Annotated in this window: 16 protein-coding genes; 12 read left to right on the forward strand and 4 right to left on the reverse strand. The window is 59.3% G+C overall.

Annotated features, from left to right (window positions below):
- Nucleotides 1-80 precede the first annotated feature (80 nt).
- The 9 genes from IPP03_13980 (at nucleotide 81) to IPP03_14020 (ending at nucleotide 6,955) form a co-directional block, all read left to right on the forward strand.
- Entirely contained in the window at nucleotides 81-437 is a 357-nt protein-coding gene (locus IPP03_13980) for an ATP synthase subunit I (GenBank protein ID MBL0353697.1), read from the forward strand.
- A 16-nt stretch (nucleotides 438-453) separates the two neighbouring features.
- Nucleotides 454-1,257: a F0F1 ATP synthase subunit A gene (gene atpB, locus IPP03_13985; protein ID MBL0353698.1), complete on the forward strand. Its 804-nt coding sequence runs from the start codon at nucleotides 454-456 to the stop codon at nucleotides 1,255-1,257.
- A gap of 67 nt (nucleotides 1,258-1,324) precedes the next feature.
- Complete coding sequence (atpE, locus tag IPP03_13990; protein ID MBL0353699.1) at nucleotides 1,325-1,585, forward strand: F0F1 ATP synthase subunit C; 261 nt, start codon at nucleotides 1,325-1,327, stop codon at nucleotides 1,583-1,585.
- A gap of 40 nt (nucleotides 1,586-1,625) precedes the next feature.
- Complete coding sequence (locus IPP03_13995; GenBank protein MBL0353700.1) at nucleotides 1,626-2,096, forward strand: F0F1 ATP synthase subunit B; 471 nt, start codon at nucleotides 1,626-1,628, stop codon at nucleotides 2,094-2,096.
- Nucleotides 2,097-2,100: 4 nt separating this feature from the next.
- Nucleotides 2,101-2,637, forward strand: a complete 537-nt coding sequence (locus IPP03_14000) for a F0F1 ATP synthase subunit delta (protein MBL0353701.1) — start codon at nucleotides 2,101-2,103, stop codon at nucleotides 2,635-2,637.
- 9 nt (nucleotides 2,638-2,646) lie between these two features.
- On the forward strand, nucleotides 2,647-4,185 hold the full coding sequence (locus IPP03_14005; GenBank protein ID MBL0353702.1) for a F0F1 ATP synthase subunit alpha: 1,539 nt from the start codon (nucleotides 2,647-2,649) through the stop codon (nucleotides 4,183-4,185).
- A 14-nt stretch (nucleotides 4,186-4,199) separates the two neighbouring features.
- Complete coding sequence (atpG, locus tag IPP03_14010) at nucleotides 4,200-5,063, forward strand: F0F1 ATP synthase subunit gamma (GenBank protein MBL0353703.1); 864 nt, start codon at nucleotides 4,200-4,202, stop codon at nucleotides 5,061-5,063.
- 37 nt (nucleotides 5,064-5,100) lie between these two features.
- Complete coding sequence (gene atpD, locus IPP03_14015) at nucleotides 5,101-6,504, forward strand: F0F1 ATP synthase subunit beta (protein ID MBL0353704.1); 1,404 nt, start codon at nucleotides 5,101-5,103, stop codon at nucleotides 6,502-6,504.
- A 25-nt stretch (nucleotides 6,505-6,529) separates the two neighbouring features.
- Entirely contained in the window at nucleotides 6,530-6,955 is a 426-nt protein-coding gene (locus tag IPP03_14020; GenBank protein MBL0353705.1) for a F0F1 ATP synthase subunit epsilon, read from the forward strand.
- 63 nt (nucleotides 6,956-7,018) lie between these two features.
- Here the strand turns inward: IPP03_14020 and IPP03_14025 are convergent, their stop codons facing one another.
- From IPP03_14025 to IPP03_14040, 4 genes are read right to left on the reverse strand one after another with little or no spacing between them, the layout of a single operon-like run.
- Nucleotides 7,019-7,594 (reverse strand): hypothetical protein, encoded by a 576-nt coding sequence (locus tag IPP03_14025; GenBank protein MBL0353706.1) that lies wholly within the window; start codon nucleotides 7,592-7,594, stop codon nucleotides 7,019-7,021.
- Entirely contained in the window at nucleotides 7,594-7,752 is a 159-nt protein-coding gene (locus IPP03_14030) for a hypothetical protein (protein ID MBL0353707.1), read from the reverse strand. Before IPP03_14030 ends, IPP03_14025 begins: the two co-directional genes overlap by 1 nt.
- A 12-nt stretch (nucleotides 7,753-7,764) precedes the next feature.
- On the reverse strand, nucleotides 7,765-8,502 hold the full coding sequence (gene ubiE / locus IPP03_14035; protein MBL0353708.1) for a bifunctional demethylmenaquinone methyltransferase/2-methoxy-6-polyprenyl-1,4-benzoquinol methylase UbiE: 738 nt from the start codon (nucleotides 8,500-8,502) through the stop codon (nucleotides 7,765-7,767).
- 4 nt (nucleotides 8,503-8,506) lie between these two features.
- The gene (locus IPP03_14040) at nucleotides 8,507-8,926 is read right to left on the reverse strand and encodes a DUF971 domain-containing protein (GenBank protein MBL0353709.1); all 420 of its coding nucleotides are present in this window, start codon (nucleotides 8,924-8,926) and stop codon (nucleotides 8,507-8,509) included.
- Between the two features lie 106 nt (nucleotides 8,927-9,032).
- On the opposite strand from IPP03_14040, the gene IPP03_14045 reads away from it, so the two are divergent.
- Genes IPP03_14045 through IPP03_14055 form a run of 3 tightly spaced genes read left to right on the forward strand, consistent with a single transcriptional unit; the run spans nucleotide 9,033 to nucleotide 14,155 of the window.
- Nucleotides 9,033-10,031 (forward strand): carbohydrate kinase, encoded by a 999-nt coding sequence (locus tag IPP03_14045; protein MBL0353710.1) that lies wholly within the window; start codon nucleotides 9,033-9,035, stop codon nucleotides 10,029-10,031.
- Nucleotides 9,991-12,207 carry an HAD-IIB family hydrolase gene (locus IPP03_14050; protein ID MBL0353711.1) on the forward strand — a complete coding sequence of 739 codons (2,217 nt, stop codon included), beginning with the start codon at nucleotides 9,991-9,993 and terminating at the stop codon, nucleotides 12,205-12,207. Before IPP03_14045 ends, IPP03_14050 begins: the two co-directional genes overlap by 41 nt.
- On the forward strand, nucleotides 12,200-14,155 hold the full coding sequence (locus IPP03_14055) for a DUF3459 domain-containing protein (protein ID MBL0353712.1): 1,956 nt from the start codon (nucleotides 12,200-12,202) through the stop codon (nucleotides 14,153-14,155). The genes IPP03_14050 and IPP03_14055 overlap by 8 nt, the downstream gene beginning before the upstream one ends.
- Nucleotides 14,156-14,165 lie beyond the last annotated feature (10 nt).

The raw sequence follows: 14,165 nt of genomic DNA on the forward strand, positions 1-14,165 counted from the left end.
ATAATGCTTTTGTGCGACGCAGCATTTGACTCATCTATAACGCTTGATTACAATGAGCGAGTTTTCAGTCGGGGCCTGTCGTGCACTCGCATGTGAGCTGGATACTCAGCCGACAAGCGGCGCTGACGGTAATCTTGGGTGTTATCACCTGGGCATCGGTCGGTAGCAATGCGGCAGTCTCGATTCTGATCGGGGGATCAATCGGCATCATCGCCAACGCAGGCTATGTCCTGCGGTCGATGCGGGTGTCGACAGGGGATGACCCGCTCAGGGCGTATCGGGCGCAGTCGGCCGGGGAGGGCTTGAAGTTCGCACTGACCTTCGCCGGATTTGCGCTGGTTTTTTGGGGGTACAAGGGAGTCTCGGCCTTGCCGCTCTTCCTTGGCTATGCATCAACCTTTGTCATCTTCTGGGTGGCACTCTTGAAGCAACGCTAGGCTGACTGGAGAAATCATGAGCGCTGATGGCGGCACACTGACCACAACAGAATACATTCAACACCACCTGACCAACCTGGTCGTCTGTTCCGACGCCGCCAGGGATGCCTCGGGTCACTGCCACGGGTTCTGGTCCTTCCATCTCGACACCCTTCTTGTCTCAGGTTTTCTCGGCTTGCTCATCTTCGGCATGATGGCCAAGGTCGCGAGCAAGGCCACTTCCGGCGTGCCCGGCGGTCTGCAGAATTTCATCGAGATGGTCGTCGGTATGGTCGATCAGCAGGTCAAGGACACCTTCCACGGCAAGAGCGCGCTGGTTACCCCTCTCGCCATTACCATTTTCATCTGGGTGTTCGTCATGAACGCCATGGACCTGATTCCGGTCGACTTCCTGCCGGTGCTGGCCAGCGCTTTTGGTATCCATTACTTTAAGTTCGTGCCGACCACCGACCCCAACCTAACCTTCGCGATGTCGATCACGGTCTTCTGCATCATGATCTGGATGAATCTGAAGGTGAAGGGCATCGGCGGCTTCCTGCACGAAGTATTTTCGGCACCGTTCGGCTTAAAACTGGCACCGATCAATTTAATATTCCGGGTCGTCGAAGACATCGCCAAGCCGATTTCGCTGGCCCTGCGACTTTTCGGCAACATGTATGCCGGCGAAATGGTCTTCATCCTGATAGCCCTGCTCGGCATCTGGCAGCTTCCCCTGGCCTTGCCCTGGGCTCTGTTCCATATCCTGATCATCACCCTGCAAGCCTTCGTGTTCATGATGCTGACCATCGTGTACATGTCCATGGCTGCGGAATCGCACTAAGTTTTTTTGGCAGTTTCCCGTAGTTTTTGACTTCAATCGCAACATTCAACCTTACTGAGGAGCAAACATGGAACTCGCAACCGTTCTCTCCAACACCGCCATTGCCGTGGCCATTCTGATCGCCGGCGGTGCTCTGGGCACCGCCATTGGCTTTGGTATCCTCGGCGGCCGTTTCCTGGAAGGTGCTGCCCGTCAGCCGGAAATGATCCCGACGCTGCAGGTCAAGATGTTCATCGTTGCCGGTTTGCTTGATGCGGTGCCCATGATCGGTGTCGGTATTGCCCTGTTCATGCTCTTCGCCAATCCGTTCATCGCTCTGGTCAAGTAATCATCCGCGCGCCTTTAACCATTAATACCAGGAGGTTAGCGTGAATATCAACGCGACACTGATTGGCCAGGCAATCTGGTTTGCGGTCTTCATCTGGATCACGATGAAGTACGTCTGGCCACCGTTGCAAAAGGCGATGGCAAATCGTCAAGCACAGATCGCCGAAGGCTTGGCAGCGGCCGAACGTGGCAAGCACGAGCAAGACCTTGCCGCCAAGCGTTCCTCCGATGTGCTGCGCCAAGCCAAGGAGAAATCCGCGGAAATCGTGGTGCAAGCCGAAAAGCGTGCGCAGCAGATCGTCGACGAAGCCAAGGGCCATGCCAAGGTTGAAGCCGACAAGGTCGTTGCCGGTGCCAAGGCGGAGATCGACCAGGAAGTCGAACGTGCCAAGCAGCAGTTGCGTGAGCGCGTCGCCGAACTGGCGGTTGCCGGTGCCGAAAAGATCCTGCGTAAGGAAGTCAACGCGTCCGTGCATGCCGGCATGCTGGCCGCCCTGAAACAGGACCTGTAAGCAGATGGCCGAATCCGTCACTATCGCCCGCCCCTACGCCGAAGCCCTGTTTCGAGCGGCCAAGGAAAGCGGCAATCTGGCCAAGTGGTCCGGGCAAGTTTCGCTGCTCGGCGAGGTAGCTGCCAATCCCGAGGTCCGCACGGCCATCGGCGATCCCAATGTGGCGGCCCAGCAACTGGTCGACCTGTTCCGGGCTGCCTGCGGCAAGGCGGTAGACGCGGAGCTTTCCAATTTTATCCAGTTGCTTTCCGACAATGACCGGCTTGGCCTGCTGCCCGAGATCGGAACGTTGTTCGAAAGCTACAAGCGGGCTGAAGAAGGTACAAAGCAGGCCGAGATCGTCTCGGCCTTCCCGATCGACGCTTCCCAGGTCAAGGCTCTTGTTCCCCAACTCGAGGCAGTATTCAAGTCGAGACTCGAGACTTCGGTTTCAGTTGATCCCGAACTGATTGGTGGCATCAAGGTAATCGTCGGCGACCAGATGCTGGATGCGTCTGTCCGCGGCAAGCTCGACGCCATGGCTACGGCACTGAACAACTAGGAGAAATTCATGCAGTTGAATCCTTCCGAAATTTCTGAACTGATCAAGAGCAAGATCCAGAATCTGCAAGGCGCATCGGAAGTGCGCACGCAGGGCACGGTAGTTTCCGTCACCGACGGTATCTGCCGCATTCACGGCCTGCAGGATGCCATGCAGGGTGAAATGCTGGAGTTTCCCGGCAACACCTTCGGCATGGCGCTCAACCTCGAGCGTGATTCCGTCGGTTCCGTGGTTCTTGGTGAGTACGAGCACATCTCCGAAGGCGATATCGTCAAGACGACGGGTCGCATTCTGGAAGTCCCCGTCGGCCCCGAACTGCTTGGCCGTGTGGTCAACTCCCTGGGCCAGCCGATCGATGGTAAGGGCCCGATCAACGCCAAGCTGACCGACAAGATCGAGAAGGTCGCGCCGGGCGTGATCTGGCGCAAGTCGGTTTCGCAGCCGGTGCAGACCGGGCTTAAGTGCGTAGACGCCATGGTGCCCATCGGCCGCGGCCAGCGCGAGTTGATCATCGGTGACCGCCAGACCGGTAAGACCGCCGTTGCCGTCGATACGATCATCAACCAGAAGGGCAAGGACCTGTTCTGCGTTTATGTCGCCATCGGGCAGAAGGCTTCGACGATCGCCAACGTCGTGCGCAAACTCGAAGAGCATGGCGCGATGGGATACACCATCGTTGTCGCCGCCTCGGCTTCCGAATCTGCTGCGCTGCAATACATCGCGCCATACTCCGGGTGCACGATGGGCGAGTATTTCCGCGACCGTGGTCAGGATGCGCTGATCATCTATGACGATCTGACCAAGCAGGCTTGGGGTTACCGTCAGGTTTCCCTGCTGCTACGCCGTCCGCCGGGCCGCGAAGCCTACCCGGGTGATGTGTTCTATCTCCACTCCCGCCTGCTGGAGCGCGCTGCCCGCGTTTCCGAAGCCTGGGTCGAGAAGCTCAGCAATGGCGAAATCAAGGGCAAGACTGGCTCGCTGACCGCTCTGCCGGTGATCGAAACGCAGGCTGGTGACGTGTCCGCCTTCGTCCCGACCAACGTGATCTCGATCACTGACGGCCAGATCTTCCTTGAAACCGACCTCTTCAACGCCGGTATCCGTCCCGCGATCAACGCCGGAATTTCGGTGTCGCGCGTTGGTGGGGCTGCCCAGACCAAGCTGATCAAGAAGCTCGGTGGCGGCGTCCGTCTCGCGCTGGCGCAGTTCCGGGAACTGGCTGCCTTTGCGCAGTTTGCTTCCGACCTCGACGAAGCGACCCGCAAGCAGTTGGAGCGCGGTCGTCTGGTGACCGAACTGATGAAACAGTACCAGTATTCGCCGATGAGCATCTCCGAAATGGCCGTCACGCTTTATGCTGCGGACAAGGGTTACTTCGACGATGTTGAAGTCAAGCGGGCCTTGGAGTGCGAGAAGGGAATGATCGGGTACCTGAAGACTCACTGCGCGGACCTCATGAAGAAGATGGAGTCCACCGCTGATCTCGATGGTGAATCCGAGAAGCAGCTTGCCGCCGGCATCGCCGCTTTCAAGAGCAGCTGGGCCTGATTTAGGAGAAAGCCATGGCTAGCGGCAAGGAAATACGCACCAAGATCAAGAGCGTCGAAAACACGTGCAAGATCACCAAGGCCATGGAAATGGTGGCCGCATCCAAAATGCGCAAGGCGCAGGACCGGATGCGGGCTGCCCGGCCCTACGGCGAGAAGATCCGGCGCATTGCAGCAAACCTGTCCCATGCCCTCAGCGAGTACAAGCACCCGTTCCTGATCAAGCGCGACCCGGTGCGCACCGCCGGCCTGATCATGGTCACTTCCGACAAGGGTCTGTGCGGCGGTCTCAACTCCAACCTCCTGCGTCTGGTCATAGGCCATATGAAGGACTTCGATGCTCAGGGCAAGAAGTATCAGGTGACCTGTATCGGCAACAGGGGTTTGGGGTTCATGCAGCGCATGGGTGGCAAGGTCGTTTCTCACATTACGGGTATCGGCGATACGCCACACCTCGAGAAGCTGATCGGACCGGTCAAGGTGCAACTCGATGCCTACCTGAAGGGCGAGATCGACGCGCTGTATATCGGCTATACGCGCTTCATCAACACGATGAAGCAGGAGCCGGTATTCGAGCAGTTGCTCCCACTGTCTGGCGAGGCTGTCGGCTCGGGCAAGTTCAAGTGGGATTATGTGTACGAACCGGACTCCAAAGCCGTCATCGACGATCTGCTGATCCGTTATGTTGAAGCCCTGATTTATCAGGCAGTAGCTGAAAACATGGCCTCCGAGCAGTCCGCCCGGATGGTTGCCATGAAGTCCGCTTCAGACAACGCCAAGACGGTTATCGGTGAATTGAAGATGGTCTATAACAAGACCCGTCAGGCCGCGATTACCAAGGAACTGTCGGAAATCGTGGGCGGCGCCGCCGCCGTCTGACGCAAACGCAAAGCTATTAACTATTGGGGATTTGAATATGAGTCAAGGTTCCATCGTTCAGTGCATCGGCGCCGTTGTGGACATCCACTTCCCGCGCGACGCGATGCCCAGGATTTACGACGCGCTCAGGCTGGATGCCGCCGAAGCCAATGACATGGCCGAAGTTGGCCTGACCTTCGAGGTTCAGCAGCAACTGGGTGATGGCGTTGTCCGCACCATCGCCATGGGTTCTTCCGACGGCCTGCGTCGCGGCATGAAGGTCAACAACTCCGGCGCCGCGATTTCGGTCCCAGTTGGTCCGGGTACGCTCGGCCGCATCATGGATGTGCTTGGTCGCCCGATCGACGAAGCCGGTCCGATCGAAGGCAACGAATTGCGCCCGATTCATGCATTGGCGCCGAAGTTTGACGAATTGACCTCCTCGATTGACCTGCTCGAAACCGGCATCAAGGTTATCGACCTGATCTGCCCATTCGCCAAGGGCGGCAAGGTTGGACTGTTCGGTGGCGCCGGCGTCGGCAAGACGGTCAACATGATGGAGCTGATCAACAACATCGCCAAACAGCACGCCGGCTTGTCCGTGTTTGCCGGCGTCGGTGAGCGTACCCGCGAGGGCAACGACTTCTACCACGAGATGAAGGACTCCAACGTGCTCGACAAGGTGGCGATGGTGTTCGGTCAGATGAACGAGCCCCCGGGCAACCGTCTGCGTGTCGCGCTGACCGGTCTGACGATGGCCGAGCGTTTCCGCGACGATGGCCGTGACATCCTGCTGTTCATCGACAACATCTACCGCTTCACGCTGGCTGGTACCGAAGTGTCTGCGCTGCTGGGTCGCATGCCTTCCGCCGTCGGCTATCAGCCGACGCTGGCCGAGGAAATGGGCCGTCTGCAGGAGCGCATTACCTCGACCAAGGTTGGCTCGATCACCTCCATCCAGGCCGTCTACGTGCCTGCCGATGACCTGACCGATCCATCCCCGGCTACCACCTTCGGTCACCTCGACTCGACGGTCGTGCTGTCGCGTGATATCGCTTCACTGGGCATCTACCCGGCCGTCGACCCGCTCGACTCGACTTCCCGCCAGCTTGATCCGCTGGTCGTCGGTGAAGAGCATTACGAGGTCGCCCGTGCCGTGCAGATGACGCTTCAGAAATACAAGGAACTGCGCGACATCATCGCCATTCTGGGTATGGACGAGCTGTCTCCGGAAGACAAGCTCTCGGTGTCCCGCGCGCGCAAGATTCAGCGTTTCCTGTCGCAGCCCTTCCACGTCGCTGAAGTCTTCACCGGTTCCCCGGGCAAGTACGTCCCGCTCAAGGACACGATCAAGGGTTTCAAGGGTATTTGTGCTGGCGACTACGATCATCTACCGGAGCAGGCGTTCTACATGGTCGGCGGTATCGAGGAAGTCATCGAAAAGGCCAAGACGCTACAGTAAGCCGTCCCCAGCATAGGAGTCATTCATGGCAATTTCCGTACATTGCGACGTCGTCAGCGCCGAAGAGTCGATCTTTTCCGGCGAGATCGAATTGGGAGTTTTTCCCGGCGAAGCCGGCGAACTGGGTATCTTGCCACACCACACGCCGTTGATCACCCGCATCAAGCCGGGCACCATTCGTCTTAAGGTGCAAGGGCAGAGCGATTTCGAGCTGGTTTACGTGTCCGGTGGCATGCTGGAGGTTCAGCCTGGTATGGTAACCATATTGGCCGACACCGCTATCCGCGCGCGCGATCTCGACGAAGCCAAGGCGCTTGAAGCCAAGAAGCATGCCGAAGAAGCTCTCGCCAATCGCCAGTCCGAGACGAACTACGCTTCCGCTGAAGCCGAACTGGCTCAAGCTATTGCCCAGTTGCGGGCAATCCAACATCTGCGGAAGTCGATTCACTAAACGATTGCAGCAACGAAAAAGGGCAGCTTCGGCTGCCTTTTCTATTTTTTCGCCCAGCTTCTGTCAGGACGACAGCCGGGAAATTCTTTTTTCAAGCCGGGCCAAATCGTCGCGCAGGCGATCCACCTCGCCGCAGAACTGAGCCAGGTCAGGCGCTCGTGTCACCAGCGCAGATTCTTCAGTTGCGAATTCGGCCAGGTTACTCCCCAGCCTCCGCAGCGTCGAGCGCTGCCAGGCCAGCCCCTGGCCAAGCAACCGTGCGATCCTGTGGGCGGGAATATCGCCGAATAGCCCGGCGAGGTCGGCCTCATAGTCCCAACGCAGATTGCGGAAAACAAAGGCAAGCGTTTCGGCAAAACTTGCCACCCCGCTGAGTCTTGCCGATGCCGGAATGCTCGCTGCATCGAATAGCAGACCGACAATCGCATCGGAAGGGAAGGCGATGGTCACCGAAGGCAACTCCCCGGCGCTGGCCGGGCGCAGATATCCGCTCTCGGTCACCGTCATCGGCAGCGGAGCGGGGCCACCCTCGATACGAAACGTCTGCCCGGCGTAAGGTCCAAGGCGCAGGCGCGCCCAGTCCTCGCGTGCGAGGAGATGGTTCAGGACAGGAACCAGCAGATCGACCAGAGCCGCCATCAGTTCAATTGCCCGATGCCGGCGACCAACCAGCCGTGGCAGCCATCCAGGTGCGCCGGGTCGCTTGCGCCGTAGCCAAGACGCTTCGCCTCGGCATCCTGTCCTGACAGGCCGAGGGCCAGAACCCCCGCGCAGGCGATCAACAAGAACTTTCGCATCGGCACTCCGGACTAGAACTTGAAGCCACGGTGCAGGGCGACAACACCCAACGCCATGTTGAAATATTCGACCTTTTCGAATCCTGCCTGTTCCATCATCTGCTTGAGTTCCCCCTGGTCCGGATGGACCCGGATCGACTCGGAAAGGTAGCGGTAGCTTTCGGCGTCGTTGGTGACCAGCTTGCCGACGCGCGGGATCACATGAAAGGAATAGAAGTCGTAGGCCGGCGCCAGCGGCTTCCACATGCGCGAAAATTCGAGCACCAGAAGCCGGCCCCCTGGTCTCAGGACACGGTACATCTCGCGCAGCGCGGTATCCTTGTGCGTCATGTTGCGCAGTCCGAAGGCCACTGCAACGCAGTCGAACCAGACGTCGGGAAAAGGCAGCTTCTCCGCATCGCATTGCGCAGTCGGAAGCATATAGCCTCTGTCGGCCAGTCGGTCCCGACCGCGGGCCAGCATGGCATTGTTGATGTCGGTCAGCCACACCTGGCCGCTCTGGCCGGCGCTTTTGGCAAAGGCAAGCGCCAGGTCACCGGTGCCGCCGGCGACGTCAAGCACCCGCGAGCCTTCGCGAACTCCGCTGCGCTGGATAGTGAAGGCCTTCCACAGCCGGTGCATACCGCCCGACATCAGGTCGTTCATGAGGTCGTAGCGGCTCGCGACCGAGTCGAAGACATCGGCGACTCGCCGCGCCTTTTCGCGTTCCTCGACCGTCTCGTAGCCGAAGTGGGTGGTTTCGCTTTTCATGGTTTCAGTGATGTTGACCGCAACTACCGCCAATAGGGCGTGAACTGGTGTCGATATCCCGCGACAGACCCTGGGCGTCGATTTGCTTCAGGTATTCCCGCCAAAGTTCATCGTGATGTCGGCCGAGATTGTGCAGGAGATCCCAGGAGTAAAGGCCGCTGTCGTGGCCGTCGGAAAAGACAAGGCGCACCGCGTATGTTCCGACAGGCTCAATGCGTTCGATTTCGACTTGCCTCTTGCCGGTCTGCAAAACTTCCTGGCCGGGGCCATGGCCACGTGCCTCGGCCGACGGAGTGAATACCCGCAGGAACTCACAGCCCAGTTCGAACCGCTCGCCGCCCTCGTAGCAGAGCTCGAGGATGCGCGAATTCTTGTGCAATCTGATGTCGGTTGGAATCGGGGTGTCGGACTTGATGCCTGCCATAACAGTCTCCAAAGATAAGGTGCTAGTTTAGCGCACTCGCCGCCCGCGGCAGACACCTTGCGTCAAAGTGTCGGGGTCTGTTGCTTGCCTCCGGGTTTGAGAGGGTTTGAAGCAACAGGTCTATAATGACTCCATGTATACCCCTCAGATAGACAATCATGAGGTTGGTGCCCCAAGTTCCAGGAGCCGTGCATTAGAAATTCTACTGTTCGGCGAAGTTCTGGCCGATGTTTATCCGGATCGCCGGATGCCGGGTGGAGCACCATTCAGTGTCGGATGTCATCTTGCGGCTTGTGGCATTCCGGTGGCGCTTGTCTCACGGCTTGGTGTCGATAGCCTAGGTGACTTTCTGCAGATGGCGCTGGCGCGCTCGGGGATCGATCCAGGCTTTGTACAACGTGACCCGGAACACGCTAGCGGTCATGTCGATGTGATTGCCACGGTAGACGGGCATCGCTTCGAAATCGTGCCGGATCAGGCTTTTGATTTCATTGACGGCACGACTTTGCACAATGACCTGTCGCGCGGGCAAGTCCAACCACGGCTGATCTATTTCGGTACGCTCGCCCAGCGCAACAGCGCTTCGCGGGCAGCGTTGGATTCGCTGCTGGCAGTCTGCGAGGCCACCCGCTTCGTCGATCTCAACCTGCGCCCCCCCTGGATCAGTGCTGACGTGGTGGAAAAGTCGCTGACGGCGGCCAATATCGTCAAGCTTTCCGAAGAAGAGTTGTGCTACGTTGGTTCGTTGCTTGGTCTTCCCGCGGCGATGGAAGGAGAAGCGATTGCCCGGCAACTGGCACAACGTTTCGCCATAGACATGATCGTGGTGACATGCGGCGCACGCGGGGCCTGGTGCCTTTGCGGCGAGCTTGTGCAGCGTGTGGCAGCGGTTCCAGCCAACACCATTGAGGGTGATGCCGTGGGCGCGGGTGATGCGTTTTCCGCAATCTGCATTCTCGGACATCTGTTGCACTGGGATATGCCGTCGACCCTGAACCGGGCAGCGGCTTTTGCAGCCGCCATTTGCGGCATTCGCGGCCCGGTGCCGGAAAGTTTGCAGTTTTATGGCCGATTCCGAGAGAGATGGCGACTTGAACACAACTAACCAAAGCTCTGGACTCAGTATTCTGATGATCAGCGTGCATGGATTGATCCGCGGCCACGATCTTGAACTCGGTCGCGATGCCGATACCGGCGGCCAGATCACTTATGCGCTCGAACTGACGAGGGCGCTGGGACAGGATTTGCGCGTCGAGCGGGTTGATCTGCTGACGCGCCTGATTGAGGATCCGAAGGTGGCTGCCGATTATGCGCGCCCGGAGGAGCTACTTGCCGACAAGGTATCGATCGTTCGCCTGCCGTTCGGGCCGGCGCGCTACCTGCGCAAGGAGCAGATGTGGCCGTACCTCGACCAGATGGTTGATCGTTGCCTGCATTTGCTTCGCCGGCGCGGTCGACTCCCGGATTTGATCCATTCCCACTATGCCGATGCCGGTTATGTGGGGCGCCAGTTGTCTCTGCTGCTGGGAATCCCGCAATTCCATACCGGGCACTCCCTCGGCCGGCCCAAGCGGGCGCGCTTGCTGGCAAGTGGCCGGCGCGCGGAGGCGATCGATCGCAGCTTCCATTTCGGACCGCGCATCGATGCCGAGGAAGATGTTCTGGCGCATGCGGCCTGCATCATCACCAGCACGCAGCAGGAAATTGACGAGCAGTACGGACTCTATCGCAACTGTGAACGGCAGCATTTCGTCGTGATTCCGCCAGGTACCGATACCAAGCGGTTTTCCGCGCCGGGACGCCGGCGCCTGTCGGTTCAGCTGGTACAGAAAATTGACCGCTTTCTGAGTGATCCGCTCAAGCCGCTGATCCTGGCCATCGCCCGTCCCGATTTGCGCAAGAACCTGAACGGCTTGCTTGCTGCCTATGGCCGCGACAAGGCCTTGCAGGAAAAGGCAAATCTGGCGATCGTCGCCGGCGCCCGCGACAACATGCGCAGCATGGACGAAGCGCAGCGCAAGGTGCTGCAGGATCTGTTGCTCGATACCGATCTCTATGACCTGTGGGGCCGCATAGCGTTACCGAAGGAAATTCCGCAGGATGAAATTCCCGATCTCTTCCGGCTGGCGGCACGGCGCCGTGGCGTGTTCGTCAATCCGGCGCTGACCGAGCCGTTCGGGCTGACGCTGATCGAGGCGGCAGCCAGCGGCCTGCCGATCATCGCCCCCGACGATGGCGGGCCTTGCGATATCGTCGCCAATTGCCGCAACGGCCTGATCGTCGATACATTGTCGTCGGAGGCCATTGCCGTAGCACTGCATGGCGCATTGGACGATCGCAAACGCTGGGCCAAGTGGGCGTCAAACGGCCTGGCCGGCGTCCAGCGTCATTTCAGCTGGTCGGGTCATGTCGGGCGCTATCTGAAAGAAGTACAGCGGGTACTGCATCGTAATCGCAAGCCCAACCGACGACAGCAGATGATCCTCAGGGCAGGCGGTGGGAGCAACCTGCCATTGATGAAAAACCTGCTGGTCAGCGACATCGACAACACCCTGCTCGGCGATACCGAGGGTCTGCGTTCGCTGATCGCCTGGCTCAAGTCCCACCATCCCGGCATCGGCTTCGGCATTGCGACCGGCCGTTCGCTGGAGAGCGCTCTTGCCGTTCTGAAAAAGTGGAAGGTGCCGGTACCCGATGTCCTGATCACAGCGGTCGGCAGCGAAATTTACTACGGTGCAGCAGCCGTGCCCGATACCCGCTGGGCGGCCCACATCCGCCATCACTGGCGGCGCGAGGAATTGCGCATCGTCATGGCTGTATTTCCTGGGGTCTGGCCGCAACCTGACGAGAACCAGCGCGAATTCAAGGTGAGCTATTACGCCAACCCGCAGTCCATGCCGGACATTGCCGAGATTCGGCGGAGCATTGCGCGCCAGGGTCTGCATGCACAGGTTATCTATTCGCACGGCGAATTCATCGACGTACTGCCGACACGGGCTTCCAAGGGGCATGCCCTGCGCCACCTCGCCTACCGCTGGGATCTGCCGCTCGAACATATTCTGGTAGCCGGCGATTCGGGTAACGATGCCGAGATGCTGACTGGCGACACCCTCGGCATCGTGGTCAGCAACCACAGCCCGGAGTTGGAGCCGTTGCGCGGTCGCCATCAGATTTATTTCGCGGCGGCCCGTTGCGCCGGCGGAATCCTCGAAGGAATTGGCCATTACGGATTTGGCAGTGCAATCGAGGCCAAGGCCGGAAAGGGTCGCGAACATGTATGAGCAGGTGGCCCATTCACTTCTCAACGCGATCCTGACCGATCTCAAGGACGAGATCGGCAATCGGCCGTTGCAGCGCTTTTACACGCGTCTGGGCGCCAATTTCTACGCCATTCATGCGCTGTTCCGCCAGCTTTACGGCGAGCGTGCGGATTTCCGGCAGCAGATGAGTCGCTTGGTCGAGACCATGGCGCATGCCTACATCCGGCGCTCCGATGCCCTCAAGGCCATCGATCTGGAACGTGAGCGCCAACACACCTGGTTTCTCGACCAGCGCTGGGTAGGCATGGCGCTGTATGCAAATGGTTATGCCCGCAACTTGCCGGGCGTCAATAGTCGTCTCGATTATCTGCTAGAACTGGGCGTCAACCTCGTGCACATCATGCCGTTGATGAAATGCCCGGTTGGCGTCAGCGATGGCGGCTATGCGGTGAGCGATTTTCGCGAGATCGACCCGCGCCTCGGCACACTGGACGATCTCACCCGGCTCAGCGAGCGGATGCGCAAGCACGAACTTTTGCTGGTGCTCGACGTGGTGGTCAACCACACCTCGGATCAACATGAATGGGCACGCCGCGCCCAAACCGGTGAGGAGACCTACCAGAACTATTACTACGTTTTTCCCGACCGCGAAACGCCGGACATGTACGAGGCTTCAATGCCCGACGTGTTCCCCGAAACGGCCCCCGGAAACTTCACCTGGGACGAGGCGATGGGCAAGTGGGTCATGACGGTCTTCAACAATTACCAGTGGGACCTCAATTACCGCAACCCGGCAGTGTTCATCGAGATGCTGGACATCATCTTCTATTGGGCCAACCGGGGTGCCGACGTGCTGCGACTCGATGCGGTTGCCTTCCTGTGGAAACGGCTGGGCAGTGTCTGCCAGAACGAGCGTGAGGCACACCTGATCCTCCAGTTGTTCAAGGATTGCTGTCAGGTTGTGGCGCCCGGGGTGTTGTTCATCGCCGAGGCCATCGTTGCGCCGACCGAAGTCGTCAAGTATTTTGGTGAAGATGCGATCAATGCCAAGGAGTGCGAGATCGCCTACAACGCGACCTTCATGGCCCTGCTCTGGGATGCGGTGGCTACCGAGAAAGCCGTGCTGCTCAATGCCGGCATCCGCAGCATTCCCGACAAGCTGGAGCGGGCGACCTGGCTCAACTATGTGCGCTGTCACGACGATATTGGCTGGGGTTTCGCCGACGAGGATATCCGCCTGGCCGGCTACGAACCGCGCGACCATCGCAAGTTTCTGGTCGAGTACTACACCGGAAAATTTCCCGGCTCGAAGGCGCGAGGCCAGCCCTTTGCCTTCAACAAGCGCACCGGTGACGCCCGTATTTCCGGTGCGCTGGCATCGCTGGCCGGCCTCGAGGTGGCGCTTGAGGCCAACGATGCCGAGGCCATCGACCTTTCGATCCGCACCATCATTCAGCTACACGCGATGATCCTGTCTTTCGGCGGCATCCCTCTGCTCTATTACGGTGATGCGCTAGGGACGATCAACGACTGTTCCTATCTCGAGGAAAGCGACAAGAGCATGGACAACCGCTGGATGCACCGCCCGCGACTCGACTGGAAGCAGGCTGAGCAACGCCGGGTTGCGGGGACGGTCGAGCAGCGGATTTTTTCTGCGCTACGGCACCTGATCGCCTTGCGCAAGGAGATTCCGGCTTTTGCCGACCTCAATAATCGTGAATTGCACGCCATCGACAACCCGCATATGTTCGTATATTCGCGTTTCGATCCGATGCGCAGCAGCCCGCGCGTGCTGGTTGCGGCAAATTTTTCCAGCACCGCGCAGGCGCTGCCACTGGAACCGCTGCGGCGGCAAGGCTTCTTCGTGCGTGGCTCGGCATGGGACATCAGTACCCAGGAAACCTTGCACTGCGAAGGCGAGGAATTGACGCTGGCGCCTCGCAATTTCGTCTGGCTGCGTGATGCCTGATTCGCCACCG

The sequence above is a fragment of the Candidatus Dechloromonas phosphoritropha genome (genome assembly GCA_016722705.1).
In the GTDB taxonomy this organism is placed as follows: domain Bacteria; phylum Pseudomonadota; class Gammaproteobacteria; order Burkholderiales; family Rhodocyclaceae; genus Azonexus; species Azonexus phosphoritrophus.